General features: G+C 58.2%; 9 protein-coding genes, 2 tRNA genes, 3 rRNA genes and 2 pseudogenes. 1 reads left to right on the forward strand and 15 read right to left on the reverse strand.

The annotated features are described in order from the left end of the window. Window positions 1-22: 22 nt before the first annotated feature. From istB to KDB76_RS22450, 14 genes and pseudogenes are all read right to left on the reverse strand, one after another. Entirely contained in the window at window positions 23-778 is a 756-nt protein-coding gene (gene istB / locus KDB76_RS22385) for an IS21-like element helper ATPase IstB (protein WP_038408850.1), read from the reverse strand. Window positions 779-795: 17 nt separating this feature from the next. Continuing rightward, on the reverse strand, window positions 796-2,310 hold the full coding sequence (gene istA / locus KDB76_RS22390; RefSeq protein WP_038408847.1) for an IS21 family transposase: 1,515 nt from the start codon (window positions 2,308-2,310) through the stop codon (window positions 796-798). Between the two features lie 203 nt (window positions 2,311-2,513). Beyond that, window positions 2,514-2,906 (reverse strand): annotated as a pseudogene (locus tag KDB76_RS22395) (glutathione S-transferase); the annotation flags it as partial. Window positions 2,907-3,126: 220 nt separating this feature from the next. Further along, the gene (locus KDB76_RS22400; protein ID WP_013973896.1) at window positions 3,127-3,678 is read right to left on the reverse strand and encodes a UPF0149 family protein; all 552 of its coding nucleotides are present in this window, start codon (window positions 3,676-3,678) and stop codon (window positions 3,127-3,129) included. 91 nt (window positions 3,679-3,769) lie between these two features. Beyond that, complete coding sequence (locus tag KDB76_RS22405) at window positions 3,770-4,759, reverse strand: asparaginase (protein WP_024087629.1); 990 nt, start codon at window positions 4,757-4,759, stop codon at window positions 3,770-3,772. Beyond that, the gene (locus KDB76_RS22410; RefSeq protein WP_038410108.1) at window positions 4,756-5,910 is read right to left on the reverse strand and encodes a hypothetical protein; all 1,155 of its coding nucleotides are present in this window, start codon (window positions 5,908-5,910) and stop codon (window positions 4,756-4,758) included. Before KDB76_RS22410 ends, KDB76_RS22405 begins: the two co-directional genes overlap by 4 nt. A 10-nt stretch (window positions 5,911-5,920) precedes the next feature. Then, entirely contained in the window at window positions 5,921-6,817 is an 897-nt protein-coding gene (locus KDB76_RS22415) for a nitrilase family protein (RefSeq protein ID WP_024087631.1), read from the reverse strand. Window positions 6,818-6,961: 144 nt separating this feature from the next. Then, a pseudogene (locus KDB76_RS22420) lies at window positions 6,962-8,895 on the reverse strand (FAD-dependent oxidoreductase). A gap of 144 nt (window positions 8,896-9,039) precedes the next feature. Further along, window positions 9,040-10,683 carry an acetolactate synthase large subunit gene (locus KDB76_RS22425; protein WP_024087633.1) on the reverse strand — a complete coding sequence of 548 codons (1,644 nt, stop codon included), beginning with the start codon at window positions 10,681-10,683 and terminating at the stop codon, window positions 9,040-9,042. Window positions 10,684-11,046: 363 nt separating this feature from the next. Beyond that, window positions 11,047-11,162 (reverse strand): 5S ribosomal RNA (rrf, locus tag KDB76_RS22430). 131 nt (window positions 11,163-11,293) lie between these two features. Then, window positions 11,294-14,185: ribosomal RNA gene (locus KDB76_RS22435) — 23S ribosomal RNA — on the reverse strand. A gap of 243 nt (window positions 14,186-14,428) precedes the next feature. Then, window positions 14,429-14,504, reverse strand: a tRNA-Ala gene (locus KDB76_RS22440). Window positions 14,505-14,530: 26 nt separating this feature from the next. Further along, window positions 14,531-14,607: transfer RNA gene (locus KDB76_RS22445), tRNA-Ile, on the reverse strand. Between the two features lie 85 nt (window positions 14,608-14,692). Then, a 16S ribosomal RNA gene (locus tag KDB76_RS22450) occupies window positions 14,693-16,229 on the reverse strand. The 16S, 23S and 5S rRNA genes sit together here with 2 tRNA genes alongside, the layout of an rRNA operon. 459 nt (window positions 16,230-16,688) lie before the next feature. Between KDB76_RS22450 and KDB76_RS22455 the strand changes: the two genes are divergently transcribed. Then, window positions 16,689-17,585: a formate/nitrite transporter family protein gene (locus KDB76_RS22455; RefSeq protein WP_013973902.1), complete on the forward strand. Its 897-nt coding sequence runs from the start codon at window positions 16,689-16,691 to the stop codon at window positions 17,583-17,585. A 3-nt stretch (window positions 17,586-17,588) separates the two neighbouring features. Here the strand turns inward: KDB76_RS22455 and KDB76_RS22460 are convergent, their stop codons facing one another. Then, entirely contained in the window at window positions 17,589-18,680 is a 1,092-nt protein-coding gene (locus tag KDB76_RS22460) for an MBL fold metallo-hydrolase (RefSeq protein ID WP_013973903.1), read from the reverse strand. Between the last annotated feature and the right edge of the window lie 86 nt (window positions 18,681-18,766).

Consider the following 18,766-nt stretch of genomic DNA (forward strand, 5'->3'; position numbering starts at 1 on the left):
CAGCGACGCAGGGGTTGCATTGTTAGTCTGAGGCGCCCGGCGCCGTCAATTTCTTCACCCGCTTTCTCATCGACTCGCCCTTGAGGTTGATCCGGTAGGCGTTGTGCACCAGGCGGTCGAGGATGGCATCGGCCAGGGTTGGATCGCCGATCAGTTCGTGCCAGTTGTCCACGGGCATTTGGCTGGTCACGAGGGTCGAGCGCTGGCCGTAGCGGTCGTCCAGTAGCTCCAGCATGTCGCGGCGCTGTTCGGCGGTGAACGGGGCCAGGCCCCAGTCATCAAGGATCAGCAGGTCGGTCTTGGCATAGCCGCTCATCAGCTTGGCGAAGCGCCCGTCGCCATGGGCTAGGCCCAACTCTTCCAACAGGCGCGGCAAGCGCAGGTAACGCACGCTGTAACCCTCTCGGCAGGCCTGGTGTGCCAGGGCGCAGGCCAGCCAGGTTTTACCCACGCCGGTGGGCCCGTTGATGATCAGGTTGAGTCCGTCGCGTAACCACTGACCGCTGCTCAGCTGGAGGATCAGCGCCTTGTCGAGTCCGCGCGGGCTGCGGTAGTCGATGTCTTCGAGGCAGGCGTTGTGCTTGAGCCGGGCCTGACGCAGGCGGCTGCTGAGGCGCTTGTCGTCGCGTTCGGTCAGTTCGCGGTCGACCAGCAGGCCGAGGCGTTCCACGAAGCTCAGGCTGTCGATGTCGGGGGTTTTCAGTTGCTCGGCGAGTGCCTTGAGCATGCCGGTCAGGCGCAGGGTCTGGAGCTTGTCCAGGGTCGGATGGGGCAGCATGGTGGGATTCCTTGTGTTCAGTGGTAGTAGCCGGGGCCGCGCAGATTGGCGTGGTCGTCCGGCAGCAGGGGCAGGTTGGCTTGAGCCAACGGCAGGCTTTCCAAACCCTGGCGCAGGATCGATTCGAGGCTCTTGTAGCTGCACGCACCGAGGCTGAGGGCGCGACGGCAGGCCAACTCCAAGCGCACTTCGCCATGGGTCTTGCCCAGGCGCAGGATGCCCAGGCAGGCCCGGTAGCCTTGGGTTGGGTGGATGCGCCGTTCGAGGATGTGGCTGATCACGCCGGCCGTGTTCGGCCCGGTCTGCTCAGCCCAGCGGATCAGCCGTTGTGGCGTCCACTCGGCGTGCTCGCGATGGCTCTTGGGCATGTGCTCGGCCTGTGTGCTGTGCCGGCCCTTGTGCGGTGAGCGAAGATGGCTGGCCACCCGCTGATTGGCGTGGAAGCACTCCACCGTGCGCGCTGTCAGGCGTACTTCCAGTTGTTTCTTCACCAGTTGGTACGGCACCGAGTAGTAGTGCCCATCAACCTCGACGTGGTAGTCGATGTGCACACGCGCCTTCTTCCACTCGGCATACACGTAGGGTTGCTCCGGCAGCGGCCGCAGCACCGGACGATCCAGGGCTTCGAAGGCCGAGTGCCGGGAGCCCGGCAGCTTGCGAAACGGTCGTCGGTTGAGGCGCTCCAGCAATAAGGCGATGGCGCTGTTGAGTTCGTTCAAGGAGAAGAACTGGCGGTTCCTCAGCGCGGCGAGGATCCAGCGCTCGACCACCTGCACGCCGACCTCGGCCTTAGCCTTGTCGCGCGGCTTACGCGCCCGCGCCGGCACCACCGCCACGCCATAGTGCTCGGCCAGATCGCGGTAGCTCGGGTTGATGTCCGGCTCGTAGCGATGGCTCTTACTCACCGCGCTGCGCAGGTTGTCCGGCACCACGATCTCCGGCACGCCCCCGAGGAAGGCGAAGCAGCGGGTATGCGAGCCCAGCCAGTCCGGCAGCTGCTGCGACCAGGTGGCTTCGGCGAAGGTGTAGCTGGAGGCGCCGAGCACCGCGACGAACACCTGCGCCTGGCGGATCTCGCCGCTGTGCCGGTCGATCACCGGCACCGTCTGCCCGGCGTAGTCGACGAACAACTTCTCGCCGACGCGATGTTCCTGGCGCATCACCACGTCCAGCTTGCCCTGCCAGGCCCGGTAGTGCTCGCAGAACCAGCTGTACTGAAAACCCTGCGGCTGGCTCAGGCGATACTCCTGCCAGAGCAGCGCCAGGGTCACGCCGGGGCGACGCAGCTCGGCGTGCACCCAAGACCAATCAGGCAGTGGCCGCTGCTCACTGGGCACCGCAGGGGCCAGTGGGAACAGTTGCTGTTCCAGTTCGGAATCGGACAACGAGCAGGGCCAGGCTAGACCGCTGGCGGCAAAGCGACAGAGGTAATCACCGGCACTGCTGTGGCCTATGCCCAGACTGCGGGAGATCTTACGGACAGACAGCCCGCAATCGAACTTGAGGCGCAACACCTCACGGATTTTACGCATGGACAAACGCTCCACGACGACCTCTCTGCTTCGAAAAAGAGGTCGATGGTAGTGAATAAATCCTGCGTAGCTGCCTGCCTGGAAAGTGTCCGGATGGCCGTGGAATCGGTGTCCGGATGCTCGTGGAATGAGTGTCCGGATCAGCGTGGAATCACTGTCCGGATGTGCGTGGAATGGGTGTCCGAGTCAGCGTGGAATCCGCAGGTAATCACTTCGTCGGTGTTGAACGAGGCTCCGAACACCGTGACCAGACGCGCGGCAGCAGGGCCGAAGGCCAACGGGCCGGCAGCGACCGACAGCCAGCGCTGGACGCGGGCGGCGGCAGCGGGTTCCTCAGGGAGCCAGGTGCCGTTGTCGTACTTCTTGGCCAGGTACACCAGGATGGCATTGGAGTCAGCGATCACCGTGCCGTTGTCGTCTATGACCGGGACCTGGCCGAACGGGTTGAGGGCCAGGAAGTCCGGCTGCTTGTGCGCGCCTTTGGCCAGGTCGACGAACACCAGCTCGGTGGGCAGGTTCAGCAGCGAAAGCATCAGCTCGATGCGATGGGCGTGGCCGGACTTGGGGAAGTTGTAAAGCTTGATCGGGTTCGACATGGGCTTGGCTCCTGATCAGCACCGGGGTGGGCTGGTGGAGCACATGCTGCACCGGTTCGGCTGGCAGCAGAATCCGTGTGGCGGGGAAACCATAATTTCGCGGAGCGGAATAATGGAAGTATCCAGATCCGCGTATGCTCTGTGTAGGAGCGGTCCTATCGCGACACAAGGCCGCTCCTACAAACCGATATTGGCCGGTACTATCAAGGCAGGTGCAAGATCAGTGCAGCTTGTTGAAATACCGGAACAACCCACGCGCAGCCTCGATCACCTGCGGCACACAGGCCTGGATGTCCTCTTCGCTCATCTGGTCCAGCAGCTCGAAGTTGTCCTCGAGCCCATGCAGCGAAATGGCCTTGAGCAGTCGGTCCTGCTCCGGCGGCAGCTCGGCCCAGCCAGCGACCTGGGTGCCGCGCATATAGCCGAAGCACCATTCCTCCATCACGACCACCGTGCCTGCCTCGCCTTCACTTTCCTCGAACAGCGGCTCGAAGTGATCGACGTCGTCCCCCAACTCCTCTGCCACCTGGCTGGCATAGCGCAGCATCAATGCCGTATACGCCTCTTCATGTGCCGGCTTCTTGAATTTCGGCACCTTGCCACCAGCCACCGCGGGCAGCCACTGTTCCGGGGTGACAGTGGTCGGTGAGCTGGCCAGTGCAGTGAAAAAGCCATTGAGCTCGGCCAGGTTGAGTACCGAGTAGTCATTGCCGTAGGTGATCAACAGGTCTTCGAGGCGGTCGAGTTCTTTTTCGCTGAGTGCGGGGAGCATGGGTGAACATCCTGGGAAGCAAAAGTGTGTGCACCCTAGCACAGCAACGCCAGAAGGGCTGCCCGCGCTTACAGCTTTGCGGGCAGATTGCTTAACGTGGCAACCAGCCATGCAGCAGTTGCTGCCTGCCAGTTCCGATCAACAGCCATAGCAGAATGCGACACTTGCGCGGACACAACTGCCCCGCCATATGTACCCCCTTGCTCTGCAGATCGATCTCGGCACCGGCAAAACCGTAAGAGGCCGTGGCTGTTGGGCCACTGCCTGTGCGGGTAGCAACAATCACTGGCAAGGTCGGCGCGAGATGGCCAAGCACTTCGGACCAGCTACCGGAAACGTGGCCGGCACCAAAACCGGCGATGACCAGCCCCTCGTAGCCCAGTGCCGCTGTAGCCTTCAACAACGCCGTGTCTGCGTCCAGGCACGCTTCCAGCATTGCAACCCGGTGCCCGGTGCGATGCGGTAACGGCAGCACCTCTCGTGGGCCAGATGGCTGACGATATACCACAGCACCTTCCACAACATCGCCCAGCGCTCCGCACCCGGGCGATTCGAATGCAGCCATCGCGAGGCTTGCCGTCTTGCGAACCCTTGCAGCACAGTGGACCTGATCATTCATCAGTACCAGAACGCCGCGCCCACGGCTGCCCGGCGCCAGTGCAACCTGCGCCGCAGCCAGCAGGTTGGCCGGGCCGTCGTTGCCCGGCTGGCTGGCCGCGCGCATGGCACCGGTCATTACCAATGGCGCATCGAACGGCCAGAGCAGATCGAGGAAATACGCCGTTTCCTCGAGGCTGTCGGTACCTTGGGTCAGTATCACCGCGTGTGCTCCGCGAGCCACCTCGCCCCGGGCCCAGGCCAGCACCTCGAGCATCGCCGCAAAGCCCAGCGAGGCACTGGGGAGCAGACCCAAAGTGGCAGCTTCAAGCTGGGCCATCTCACGCAGTTGCGGCAACTCGGCCAGTTGTTCATCGCAGTCAAGCTTGGGCATCACCCCGCATTCGCTCGCACTTGCCCGCATGCTCACCGTCCCTCCAAGGCTGGCAATCGACAACTTGGGCAGGTTTGCATGCGCTTTCATACGCCACCTCCAGCAAGCAGCCCGACCAGCGGAACGATCGCCAGTGTGCTGATGGCCATCGACACTACATTGCCGATGTAACCATGCATGTAGGCCGGCAAGCGCTGACTGATGGCCACTGCCAACGGTGGCGCTACCAGCGCGCCCAGCACTGCACTGGCTACGACCACTTGCCAGTCTCCACCGTGGGTGAGCACAGCGGCAGGTACGATAGAGACGATGGGAATGTAAGTGGGGTACCAGCCTCGCGCCTGCCATTGGCGACGCCAGAACACGACTCCCACCAGTGATGCCAGCGCCTGCCCGGCAACCAGCGGTATCAGCAGCAGCGAACCGTAGACTGGCGCAGCGGGGGCCAGCATGTATGCCAGGAACACCCCCAACAGTAGCCCGAGGCTGGCCAGTTCATTACCGAAGAATGGCGCTTCGCTGAAATCGGCCAGTACACGCCGCAAGGTCCAGGCCACACCGTAGTCGGGCTGGGCCGCATCGGATTCAGGTGCGGCGGTCGGGTGGCTGGGCCGTACACATGATGGAAAGCGCCAGCACAGCATGAACGCAATCACGCTTGCCAGCGCCATGCCACCTACGTTGCCGACTACCACCGGCAACTGCAGGGGATAGCACAGGTAGTTGACCATCAACAGGCTGGCTGGTGTTACCAACAGCGCTCCCAGCAGTGCGCCGGTGATGGTCACCTGCCAACCCGCACCAAACAACAGCACCATGGCTGCTGGCAAGGATACGAAAGCAACGAAGGTTGGTTGCCAGGTGCCACTGGCCAAGGTCCATCCCCACAACGCGTGACTGAGCAACAAGCCCAGCAGCGAACTGGTGAACACCCACGGCCATAGTCCGCTGCCGTAGCAGATGGCAAATCCGTGCCAGCGATACCCATGCACATGGGCCCAATGCGCCAGGCAAGCTCCCAGTAGCAAGCCCAGGGCGGGCAACTCGTGCTTATAGAAGGCCACTTCGCTGATATCACCAACTATCCAGCGCAGGCGGCTTAGCGGCTGATCGAGCGTCGCGGCCAGTTGCATGTAGTCCGGCCATTGGCCCTGTACAAGGCTGGCTGCCAGCAGCACCAGCAGGCAGGCAAGGATCAACACCGACGAACGCTGCCGGTTGGGGAAGAGTAGCGTTTTCATGTGCAACTCCTCAGCGGGGCATAGGTGCATGAAGGCGATAGCCAAGCGTCGCATCGTAAAGGTCGGTGCGCCTGTCTCGCGGCAGGTCGTTGAGGCTGTTCCAGATCGGCGCCGAGCGGGCGCTGCTGAGGTCGACATCGGCGTAGAGAATGCCCTCCTCCTCTGCACTGGCCACCTCGCCGATGGGCCAGCCATTGGTACCGGCAATCAGTGAACAGCCCAGGAAGCGACCGCCCCGCTCGCTACCTATGCGATTGGCGGCAGCGATATAGACGTTGTTGGCGTGTGCCGCCGTCATGGTCAGGTAGGACGCCATGCAGCGCCCTGATTCATCGAACAGTGGTGGTGGCGTCCATACCCAGTTGTTCAGGCTGCAGATGATGTCGGCGCCTTGCGCAGCCATCAGCCGCGGCACTTCCGGGAACCAGATATCCCAGCAGATCAGCAGGCCGATACGGCCGATCGGTGTCTCGAACACAGGGAAGCCCAGGTCGCCAGGGGTGAACCAGAGCTTTTCCTGGTTCCACAGATGGGCCTTGCGGTAATGCCCGAGCAAGCCTTGCGGACCGAACAGAACGGCACTGTCGAAAAGTTTCAGTCCCTCGCGTTCGGCAAAACCCGCAGCCAGATATACCTGGTACTCCTTGGCGAAATCCGCCCAGGCTTTCAGGCTGCGCCCCTCCTCCAGCGTTTCGGCGTGGGCATAGGCCTCTGCACGCGTGTGGAAGGTGTAGCCGGTGTTGGCCAGCTCGGGTAGCACGATCAGGTTGGCGCCTTCACGCGCCGCGCACCGGGCCAATGCCAGGCCCTTGCTCAGGTTGCCATCACAATGCTCCAGCCCGACCTGAGGGTCGTACTGGATGACAGCGATACGTACGGGGCTGACGGGCGTGCAGTGTTCAGACATGGCGGCTTCCTTTTATGGTTGTTTTGGAAGGGCGCCAGTAAAGCGGGGTTGGGCGGGGGAGTGACAGTCGGGGAGTTCCTATGGGATCGAAGGACAAGAGAGGTGTTCCAGTAGGAAACTCCCTACAAAAACGCCCGGATGCAGCTATTTCCCAACTTGATAATGTGGGTAGTGGTTCAGGGTAAAGCCACCATTGAACGATGCCGATGTTCTGCTGCACAGGTTGATGACCACATCAAGCGCCGTGCGTAAACACGGCTCGGTCCAGCCGGCGTCAACAGAGAAGGACTCTCCAGCCAGATACAACCCTGAGCTGGCACTCAGATCACGGTTGTACTTCATCAAGCTCACTGCATCGTAATAGGTCCCAGCCCGATACAACTTTGCGCAACCAAGCGCGTTTCGATCAGTCATCCAACGCTGTATGCGAATGTTTCGGGTATCGATATAAGGCGATATGGGTTCAGCCACGTTGCTGCAGCTAAGGAGGATCCGATCGAGTTCCTTCACGCACTTGTCGCCCAGTTCTTCATCTGAGAACGCGGCCAGTTTCGTTGCATCGTCTTCCCAGGTGTAACTGAGCAGGATGCAGTCATCAGCGTAATGGTCGTTGTAGCGGTAGGCATAGACATCGTGAACGAAACTGTCAGTGACCAGGATTTGCGGAAAAGCTGGGTTGCGATCCAGGAAGCTCTTATTCAGCGGGGCATAGACCTTGCAGCTTGTCTCCCAGTGAGCATGCTTCCAGGCATCCATGATCGTCTGCGGCAATATCTGACGGCTGAAACCGTCGAGGCGGATGTTGGTTTCGATCAGCCAGGAATGGTCAAGATCACGCTGTCGAAGTCTTCGTATTGGACGTTCCCCTGCACCGGATCACTGCAATGCCAACGGTATCCGACCCGTACGCGACCATCCTCCAGCTTTTGTAGGGAACAGACCGAAGTGTCAGTCAGTAACCCATCATCTCGTTGCAGCAGGTGGTCATACAGCGAGGAACCGCCCATCCCGACGTCCAGAAACATGAGGCTTTCGTCCATCGCCGCAAGCCCGATATAGGCTGGCCCCTGAAACATCAATCCTTTACTGTCAGGGACGCTGCTGGCTTCAAGATGGGGCGCAGCGTAAGGCACACCGTCCTGGTCAACACGCCCATGCACCAACTGCAAATGACTGCTGAAACCAAAGATTGCTGTACGCAGCGGGTAAAGGCAGCAGACGTCATAAAACGCTCCCCAGCTACCATCTCCAATACCGATTGCATAGAAGATGGCCGACTCGTCGCCACTCATGCCTAGCCCGCCAAAATCACCAGGGGTTGCGGGGTCCCAAGCAGTAAGAGCGGGTAAACGCACCAGATCTCTAAACGATATTCGATGATAGCGCTTGACGATCGCCGACCACATCGACTCCCAACCATAAGTGCCATAAACCGCAGCAATACGCTCGGCGAACTGCTCCGCAAAATGGCGCCATTTATCGTAGACCTGCTGAAGCATCGCAGAAGGGGGTGGTGTCGTTCCTTCGGGATTGCGCCAGACCAACAGCTCAGGGTCTCTCTCACCCTCTAATTGCCCGTCACGAAGATATATTCCAGTGGCATTCACCCAAGGTGTCCCTGGATTTGGAAAATTGGAAATTCGTAGCTCGAACAGCTTGGCGTAATAGGCCATAAGCGAACGCCCATCTTTTGGGAGCTCACCAGTCCTGTTGAAGAACGGCATGCGCATGGCCCCCATTTCAAAAGGGGTTACAGGCTGTTTGTGATTTCCTGCGTTACTCACCAGCGTGAGGTGGCGCCCACCCACACGCCGGGACTGCTCGATCAAGGTGATATGGGTAAAGCCGCAACGAAGCAATTCCCGGGCTGTAGTCAGCCCGGTAACACCAGCACCGACAATACAGATCCGGTGATCCGGCTGAGTGGCGTATGCAACTCCGCCCTCTTGTTCGAGTAGACGGCGATAATCAAAGCAAAGATCAGGAGGGTTAGGGTAACGCGCAGCCCATGGCTTTACGGACAGGGATGGCTCGATAGCCAGATCAGCAGGATGGTTGTGTGTTGAGCCGATGGTCATGGTCTCGTGTTCTCAATGAGTTGGGAACATGAGAATGATCAATCAAGAGATGCGTGAGGAGGTTGTTAATTAGCACCAACTGGCCACCACAGGATCGGGAGGTATCTGTGGTGGCCCGGTTGATGTCAATAAAGCCGTTACACCTTACACCGCCAGCGCGCGCTCACGCAGCTCGCTGTTGAGGATGCGGTCGTTCTCGCTGTAATCGACCGGGCAGTCGATCACGTGCACGCCCGGGGTCTTGATGCAGTGCTCCAGCAGCGGCAGCAGGCCTTCGGCGCTTTCCACGCGGTGGCCGTTGGCACCGTAGGCTTCGGCGTACTTGACGAAGTCCGGGTTGCCGTAGTCCAGGCCGAAATCGGTGAAGCCCATGTTCGCCTGCTTCCAGCGGATCATGCCGTAGCCGTCGTCACGCAGGATCACCACGGTGATGTGCATGCCCAGGCGTACCGCAGTTTCCAGCTCCTGGCTGTTCATCATGAAACCGCCGTCGCCGCAAACCGAGATCACCGGGCGGTCCGGGTGCACCAGGTGCGCGGCCATGGCCGATGGCAGGCCGGCGCCCATGGTTGCCAGGGCGTTGTCCAGCAGCACGGTGTTCGGCTTGTGTGCCTTGTAGTTGCGGGCGAACCAGATCTTGTAGATACCGTTGTCCAGGGCAACGATGCCTTCGGACGGCAGCACGCGACGGATGTCGGCGACCATGCGCTGCGGGTAGACCGGGAAGCGGTTGTCGTCGGCACCTTCGGCGATCTGCGCTTCGTTGGCTTCACGGATCGCCATCAGGCGGGTGAAGTCCCAGTGTGTGGTGTCGGTCAGCGCTTCGCTGATCTGCCATACGGCGTTGGCGATATCGCCAATCACTTCAACCTGCGGGAAGTACACGGCATCGACCTCGGCGGAGCGGAAGTTGATGTGAATGACTTCGGTGCCGCCACGAACCATGAAGAACGGTGGCTTCTCGATCACGTCGTGGCCGATGTTGACGATCAGGTCGGCGGCTTCGACGGCACGGTGCACGAAGTCACCCGACGACAGTGCGGCGTTGCCCAGGAAGCGCGGGTGGCGCTCGTCGACCACACCTTTGCCCATCTGGGTGGTGATGAACGGGATACCGGTCTTGTCGATCAGCTGCTTGAGGACCTTGGCGGTCATCTTGCGGTTGGCACCGGCGCCGATCACCAGGATCGGGTTGCGGGCTTTCTGCAGTTTTTCCACGGCGGCTTCGATGGCCTTGTGCTCGGCCAGCGGGCGGCGGCTCAGGCTAGGCGGAATCGGCAGGCTTTCGGTCTGCTCGGCGGCGATGTCTTCCGGCAGCTCCAGGTGCACGGCACCCGGCTTCTCTTCTTCGGCCAGGCGGAAGGCTTCGCGCATACGGGCCGGGATGTTGTCGGCGGAGGCGAACTGGTGGGTGTACTTGGTGATGGGGGCCATCATGCCGCACACGTCGATGATCTGGAAGCGGCCCTGCTTGGACTTCTTGATCGGCTTCTGGCCGGTGATCATCATCATCGGCATGCCGCCCAGGTAGGCGTATGCACTGGCGGTGACCAGGTTGGTGGCGCCAGGGCCGAGGGTCGACAGGCTGACGCCGGTCTTGCCGGTCAGGCGACCATAGGTGGCAGCCATGAAACCTGCGGACTGCTCGTGACGGGTAAGTACCAGCTTGATCTTCGACTTGCGCAGGGATTCCAGCAGATCGAGGTTTTCTTCACCGGGAATACCGAATACATACTCGACACCTTCGTTTTCCAGGCATTGCACAACGACATCGGCGGCCTTGGCCATCTTGCTTGCTACCTCAAGTGATGGGACGGTGGAAGTCCGGAAATGCGCAGCACGGTACGCTGGCATCGCTCAGCCCGGGGCCAGGAGTGCCCCGAACCAAAGTCTTGACGTAGGGTGGATGCGGGAAAGTCACGTGAATGTGACGGGAATATTGTCGCAACCTGGGTATTTTGCGGTCGGGGTGGGAGCAGGCGTGTCGAGGCATCGAACCGCCGCGAAGCGGGCGACGTGGTGGATGGCACCGGCTATGCCGGTGTTCGCGGGTGAACCCGCTCCCACAGGGACTGCGTATGCCCGGGAATTTTTTCGCCAGAAAGACAAAACCCCTACCTGCATGCGCAGATAGGGGTTTTGCGAAATGAATCTTGACGATGACCTACTCTCACATGGGGAAACCCCACACTACCATCGGCGATGCATCGTTTCACTACTGAGTTCGGGATGGGATCAGGTGGTTCCAATGCTCTATGGTCGTCAAGAAATTCTGTTGCCAGAATGTCCAGATGGACAGCCCAGCGAATTCGGATATGCGATATTTGTGATGTTGCGAACTTTCGGTTGTTTCGTCTTCATCACCGCAATCTGCGCTAGCAAATTGCTTGGGTGTTATATGGTCAAGCCTCACGGGCAATTAGTATTGGTTAGCTCAACGCCTCACAGCGCTTACACACCCAACCTATCAACGTCGTAGTCTTCGACGGCCCTTTAGGGGATTCAAGATCCCAGTGAGATCTCATCTTGAGGCAAGTTTCCCGCTTAGATGCTTTCAGCGGTTATCTCTTCCGAACATAGCTACCCGGCAATGCCACTGGCGTGACAACCGGAACACCAGAGGTTCGTCCACTCCGGTCCTCTCGTACTAGGAGCAGCCCCTCTCAAATCTCAAACGTCCACGGCAGATAGGGACCGAACTGTCTCACGACGTTCTAAACCCAGCTCGCGTACCACTTTAAATGGCGAACAGCCATACCCTTGGGACCGGCTTCAGCCCCAGGATGTGATGAGCCGACATCGAGGTGCCAAACACCGCCGTCGATATGAACTCTTGGGCGGTATCAGCCTGTTATCCCCGGAGTACCTTTTATCCGTTGAGCGATGGCCCTTCCATACAGAACCACCGGATCACTAAGACCTACTTTCGTACCTGCTCGACGTGTTTGTCTCGCAGTCAAGCGCGCTTTTGCCTTTATACTCTACGACCGATTTCCGACCGGTCTGAGCGCACCTTCGTACTCCTCCGTTACTCTTTGGGAGGAGACCGCCCCAGTCAAACTACCCACCATACACTGTCCTCGATCCGGATAACGGACCTGAGTTAGAACCTCAAAGTTGCCAGGGTGGTATTTCAAGGATGGCTCCATGAGAACTGGCGTCCCCACTTCAAAGCCTCCCACCTATCCTACACAAGCAAATTCAAAGTCCAGTGCAAAGCTATAGTAAAGGTTCACGGGGTCTTTCCGTCTAGCCGCGGATACACTGCATCTTCACAGCGATTTCAATTTCACTGAGTCTCGGGTGGAGACAGCGCCGCCATCGTTACGCCATTCGTGCAGGTCGGAACTTACCCGACAAGGAATTTCGCTACCTTAGGACCGTTATAGTTACGGCCGCCGTTTACCGGGGCTTCGATCAAGAGCTTCGCTTGCGCTAACCCCATCAATTAACCTTCCGGCACCGGGCAGGCGTCACACCCTATACGTCCACTTTCGTGTTTGCAGAGTGCTGTGTTTTTAATAAACAGTCGCAGCGGCCTGGTATCTTCGACCGGCATGGGCTTACGGAGCAAGTCCTTCACCCTCGCCGGCGCACCTTCTCCCGAAGTTACGGTGCCATTTTGCCTAGTTCCTTCACCCGAGTTCTCTCAAGCGCCTTGGTATTCTCTACCTAACCACCTGTGTCGGTTTGGGGTACGGTTCCCAGTTATCTGAAGCTTAGGAGCTTTTCTTGGAAGCATGGTATCAACCACTTCGTCGCCTGAAGGCAACTCGTCATCAGCTCTCGGCCTTGAAATCCCGGATTTGCCTAAGATTTCAGCCTACCACCTTAAACCTGGACAACCAACGCCAGGCTGGCCTAACCTTCTCCGTCCCTCCATCGCAATAACTGGAAGTACAGGAATATTAACCTGTTTTCCATCGACTACGCTTTTCAGCCTCGCCTTAGGGACCGACTAACCCTGCGTCGATTAACGTTGCGCAGGAAACCTTGGTCTTTCGGCGTGCGAGTTTTTCACTCGCATTGTCGTTACTCATGTCAGCATTCGCACTTCTGATACCTCCAGCAAGCTTCTCAACTCACCTTCACAGGCTTACAGAACGCTCCTCTACCGCGTCATCAAAGATGACACCCGTAGCTTCGGTGCATGGTTTGAGCCCCGTTACATCTTCCGCGCAGGCCGACTCGACTAGTGAGCTATTACGCTTTCTTTAAAGGGTGGCTGCTTCTAAGCCAACCTCCTAGCTGTCTAAGCCTTCCCACATCGTTTCCCACTTAACCATGACTTTGGGACCTTAGCTGACGGTCTGGGTTGTTTCCCTTTTCACGACGGACGTTAGCACCCGCCGTGTGTCTCCCATGCTCGGCACTTCCAGGTATTCGGAGTTTGCATCGGTTTGGTAAGTCGGGATGACCCCCTAGCCGAAACAGTGCTCTACCCCCTGGAGTGATACATGAGGCGCTACCTAAATAGCTTTCGAGGAGAACCAGCTATCTCCGAGCTTGATTAGCCTTTCACTCCGATCCACAGGTCATCCGCTAACTTTTCAACGGTAGTCGGTTCGGTCCTCCAGTCAGTGTTACCTAACCTTCAACCTGCCCATGGATAGATCGCCCGGTTTCGGGTCTATACCCAGCGACTAAACGCCCTATTAAGACTCGCTTTCGCTACGCCTCCCCTATTCGGTTAAGCTCGCCACTGAATATAAGTCGCTGACCCATTATACAAAAGGTACGCAGTCACCTAACAAAGTAGGCTCCCACTGCTTGTACGCATACGGTTTCAGGTTCTATTTCACTCCCCTCTCCGGGGTTCTTTTCGCCTTTCCCTCACGGTACTGGTTCACTATCGGTCAGTCAGTAGTATTTAGCCTTGGAGGATGGTCCCCCCATATTCAGACAAAGTTTCTCGTGCTCCGTCCTACTCGATTTCATTGACAAGAGATTTTCGTGTACGGGGCTATCACCCACTATGGCCGCACTTTCCAGAGCGTTCCACTAATCTCAAATCAACTTAAGGGCTGGTCCCCGTTCGCTCGCCACTACTAAGGGAATCTCGGTTGATTTCTTTTCCTCAGGGTACTTAGATGTTTCAGTTCCCCTGGTTCGCCTCTTGCACCTATGTATTCAGTACAAGATACTCAGCTTATGCTGAGTGGGTTCCCCCATTCAGAGATCTCTGGATCACAGTCTGTTTGCCGACTCCCCAAAGCTTATCGCAGGCTACCACGTCTTTCATCGCCTCTGACTGCCAAGGCATCCACCGTATGCGCTTCTTCACTTGACCATATAACCCCAAGCAATCTGGTTATACTGTGAAGACGACATTCGCCGAAAATTCGCATGTTGCTCTTTCGAGCAGAACTCACAAATTTTACCTTAGCCTGATTAACCAGCAGTGAAACTGGTCATCAGTCTATATCTATCACATATCCGAATTTTTAAAGAACGATCTGACAAAAGTCAGAAATCAACATTCGAGCTGAATGTTCATTTCTAAGTTCTGACAAGTTACTGCGTACGGCGAAAGTGGTGGAGCCAAGCGGGATCGAACCGCTGACCTCCTGCGTGCAAGGCAGGCGCTCTCCCAGCTGAGCTATGGCCCCGTGTATTCTACGGCTGAACCATGTAATGGTAGGTCTGGGCAGATTTGAACTGCCGACCTCACCCTTATCAGGGGTGCGCTCTAACCAACTGAGCTACAGACCTATAACAGGGTCGCGTTACAGCATCGTCTTCTACAATGAATCAAGCAATTCGTGTGGGAGCTCATCAGCAGGCTGATGTCGTCGATTAAGGAGGTGATCCAGCCGCAGGTTCCCCTACGGCTACCTTGTTACGACTTCACCCCAGTCATGAATCACACCGTGGTAACCGTCCTCCCGAAGGTTAGACTAGCTACTTCTGGTGCAACCCACTCCCATGGTGTGACGGGCGGTGTGTACAAGGCCCGGGAACGTATTCACCGCGACATTCTGATTCGCGATTACTAGCGATTCCGACTTCACGCAGTCGAGTTGCAGACTGCGATCCGGACTACGATCGGTTTTGTGAGATTAGCTCCACCTCGCGGCTTGGCAACCCTCTGTACCGACCATTGTAGCACGTGTGTAGCCCAGGCCGTAAGGGCCATGATGACTTGACGTCATCCCCACCTTCCTCCGGTTTGTCACCGGCAGTCTCCTTAGAGTGCCCACCATAACGTGCTGGTAACTAAGGACAAGGGTTGCGCTCGTTACGGGACTTAACCCAACATCTCACGACACGAGCTGACGACAGCCATGCAGCACCTGTGTCAGAGTTCCCGAAGGCACCAATCCATCTCTGGAAAGTTCTCTGCATGTCAAGGCCTGGTAAGGTTCTTCGCGTTGCTTCGAATTAAACCACATGCTCCACCGCTTGTGCGGGCCCCCGTCAATTCATTTGAGTTTTAACCTTGCGGCCGTACTCCCCAGGCGGTCAACTTAATGCGTTAGCTGCGCCACTAAAATCTCAAGGATTCCAACGGCTAGTTGACATCGTTTACGGCGTGGACTACCAGGGTATCTAATCCTGTTTGCTCCCCACGCTTTCGCACCTCAGTGTCAGTATCAGTCCAGGTGGTCGCCTTCGCCACTGGTGTTCCTTCCTATATCTACGCATTTCACCGCTACACAGGAAATTCCACCACCCTCTACCGTACTCTAGCTCGCCAGTTTTGGATGCAGTTCCCAGGTTGAGCCCGGGGCTTTCACATCTAACTTAACGAACCACCTACGCGCGCTTTACGCCCAGTAATTCCGATTAACGCTTGCACCCTCTGTATTACCGCGGCTGCTGGCACAGAGTTAGCCGGTGCTTATTCTGTCGGTAACGTCAAAACAGCAAGGTATTAACTTACTGCCCTTCCTCCCAACTTAAAGTGCTTTACAATCCGAAGACCTTCTTCACACACGCGGCATGGCTGGATCAGGCTTTCGCCCATTGTCCAATATTCCCCACTGCTGCCTCCCGTAGGAGTCTGGACCGTGTCTCAGTTCCAGTGTGACTGATCATCCTCTCAGACCAGTTACGGATCGTCGCCTTGGTGAGCCATTACCTCACCAACTAGCTAATCCGACCTAGGCTCATCTGATAGCGCAAGGCCCGAAGGTCCCCTGCTTTCTCCCGTAGGACGTATGCGGTATTAGCGTTCCTTTCGAAACGTTGCCCCCCACTACCAGGCAGATTCCTAGGCATTACTCACCCGTCCGCCGCTGAATCAAGGAGCAAGCTCCCGTCATCCGCTCGACTTGCATGTGTTAGGCCTGCCGCCAGCGTTCAATCTGAGCCATGATCAAACTCTTCAGTTCAATACTGCTTGGGTTTTTAAGAAACCCTAAACTTGGCTCAGCAATCTCAAATGACTATGTGATTTCTCGCATGGCCACTTGTGATGCTGATAATCTTTGTGACTATCAGTCCGTACTCACAAGCACCCACACGAATTGCTTGATTCGATTTGTTAAAGAGCGTTTGGTTAAGAGCGCCTCGTCTCAACCGAGGCGCGCATTCTACGCTTCCCTCATTTGCTGTCAAGCGTTTATTTTGAAGTTTTTTACAACCGATTTCTTTCGAAACCCTTCAACTTCAACAACTTACCGCTTGCCTCGAAGCGTTCAACGCTGCGAGGAGGCGAATAATACGCGCTTTGAGATCAGAGTCAACACCTTGATCTGAAAAAACTTTCTGCCAGCGTTTTACCTTCGTCGGCAACTAATGAAAGCGCCGCGAATCTGTAGAGAAACACCACCCAACGGAGCGTAGCGGCCATGAGCGATGCGCAAAGCGAGAAAACCCCGGGCCTGTCGGCGAACGAGGAGCAGGAAGTCAGCCTTAACCAACCGCCCCGCGCGGCAGTGCTGCACGAGATCATTCGTTACCAGGGCGACCAGGAACTGGAACGAACACTCGCCGCACTGTGGTGGTCGGCTCTGGCCGCAGGCTTGTCCATGGGGTTGTCGCTCATGGCCATGGGGCTGTTCTACGCACGCCTGCCGGAGGGGGACAGTGCCCAGGTTATCGCCAGCATCGGCTATAGCGCAGGCTTCCTTGCAGTGATACTGGCGCGTCAGCAGTTGTTCACCGAAAACACCCTGACCGCCGTGTTGCCGGTAATGACGGCCCCCACCCTGGCCAACTTCGGGCGCCTGCTGCGCCTTTGGAGCGTGGTACTGCTTGGCAACCTCGCCGGCACCTTGCTGGTGGCCTGGGTAATGCTGGAGCTGCCGATCTTCGACAGCAAGACCGACGTGGCCTTCCTGGAGGTTGGCCGCAAGGTCATGAAAAACGATGTCAGCCAGATGTTCGCCAAAGGCATCGTATCGGGGTGGATGATCGCCACCATGGTCTGGATGATCCCGTCGATGGAACATGCCAAGATCTGGATCATCCTGATGATCACCTATCTGATGGCCCTGGGCGACTTCACCCATATAGTGGTCGGCTCGGTCGAGGTGTCCTATCTGGTCTGGGCCGGCGATGAAACCTGGAGCAGTTTCTGGCTGGAGTTCGCCCTGCCGACACTGGCGGGCAACATCATCGGCGGCAGTTTCATCTTCGGATTGATCAGCCATGCACAGGTGCGCAGCGACAGCGGCAAACCGCCCTCACGGCTACTGAACGAGGACCAGCCACCCTCCCCGCGCCGCAACAACGGCAACAAATGAACCTCAGCGTGCCGCTACAACGCGCTCGTTTGCCTGGCCGCGCTGACGCACAGGCCGTGGCTGCCACCAGTTCTGCCCGGCGTGCGGAGAGTCAAGGCTGACCCGCTCCCCCATCTGCGGGGTGCTCAGGCGCACTTGTGCCTGGTTGGCCAGCGCCAGGATGCGTTCGAACGGTTCCTGCCAACCATGGTTGGACAGGTCGAAAGTGCCGTTGTGAATCGGTAACAGCCAACGCCCGCGTAAATCCAGATGGGCCTGCAGACTCTGCTCCGGCTGCATGTGCACATCGGGCCAGGCGACGTTGTAGGCCCCGGTCTCGATCAAGGTCAGGTCGAACGGCCCGAAGCGCTCGCCAATCTGCTTGAACCCATCGAAGTAGCCGGTATCGCCACTGAAGAATACCCGCACATCCTCGTCGACGATCACCCACGACGCCCACAAGGTCCGGTTGCTGTCCAGCAGCCCACGCCCGGAAAAGTGCTGAGCCGGGGTGGCGACAAAGCGTACGCCCTCGACCTCGCTTTCCTGCCACCAGTCCAGCTGCCGCACCTTTGCCGGTGCCACGCCCCAGGTAATCAGCAAGTTGCCTACGCCCAGTGGGGCCAGGAACACACTTGTTCGCGGTGCAAGTTGGCGAATCGCCTGTTCGTCCAGATGATCGAAGTGATCGTGGGACAGTACCACCGCAGCCAATGGCGGCAATTGGTCCAATGCCAAGGGTGGCGCATGGAAACGCAGCGGGCCGGCCCACTGCACTGGCGAGGCACGCTCGGCGAATACCGGGTCGGTAATAAAGAAGCGCCCACGCAGCTTGAGCAATACCGTGGAATGGCCCAGGCGCCAAAGGCTTCGGTCGGGCGCATCGAGCACCTGCTGGCGGGTCATGGGCTGGAGACTGACCGGTGTGGCCGGCCGGGTTTGCGGCGGTTTGCGCAGGAACAGGTACTTGAGCCCGATGCGCAGCTTCTTCAATACGCCATCCTGTGGCAACGACGCCTGGTTGTGAAAACGCCCTTCCCGCTGTGGCGCCGGCTCGCCGGCGGGGTTGGCCAAAGGGACCATCAGCAACACTCCGAGCAACAGGAAAGCCTTCATGCTACCCCACAGTGATCGGATCAACCATGAATTGGCTTGTAAGGTCATTTTTCGTCGATGAAACACTGTTCAACAATATTCATGCA

Origin of the sequence: Pseudomonas sp. JS425 (assembly GCF_018223845.1) — a bacterium.
Taxonomy (GTDB): domain Bacteria; phylum Pseudomonadota; class Gammaproteobacteria; order Pseudomonadales; family Pseudomonadaceae; genus Aquipseudomonas; species Aquipseudomonas asiatica.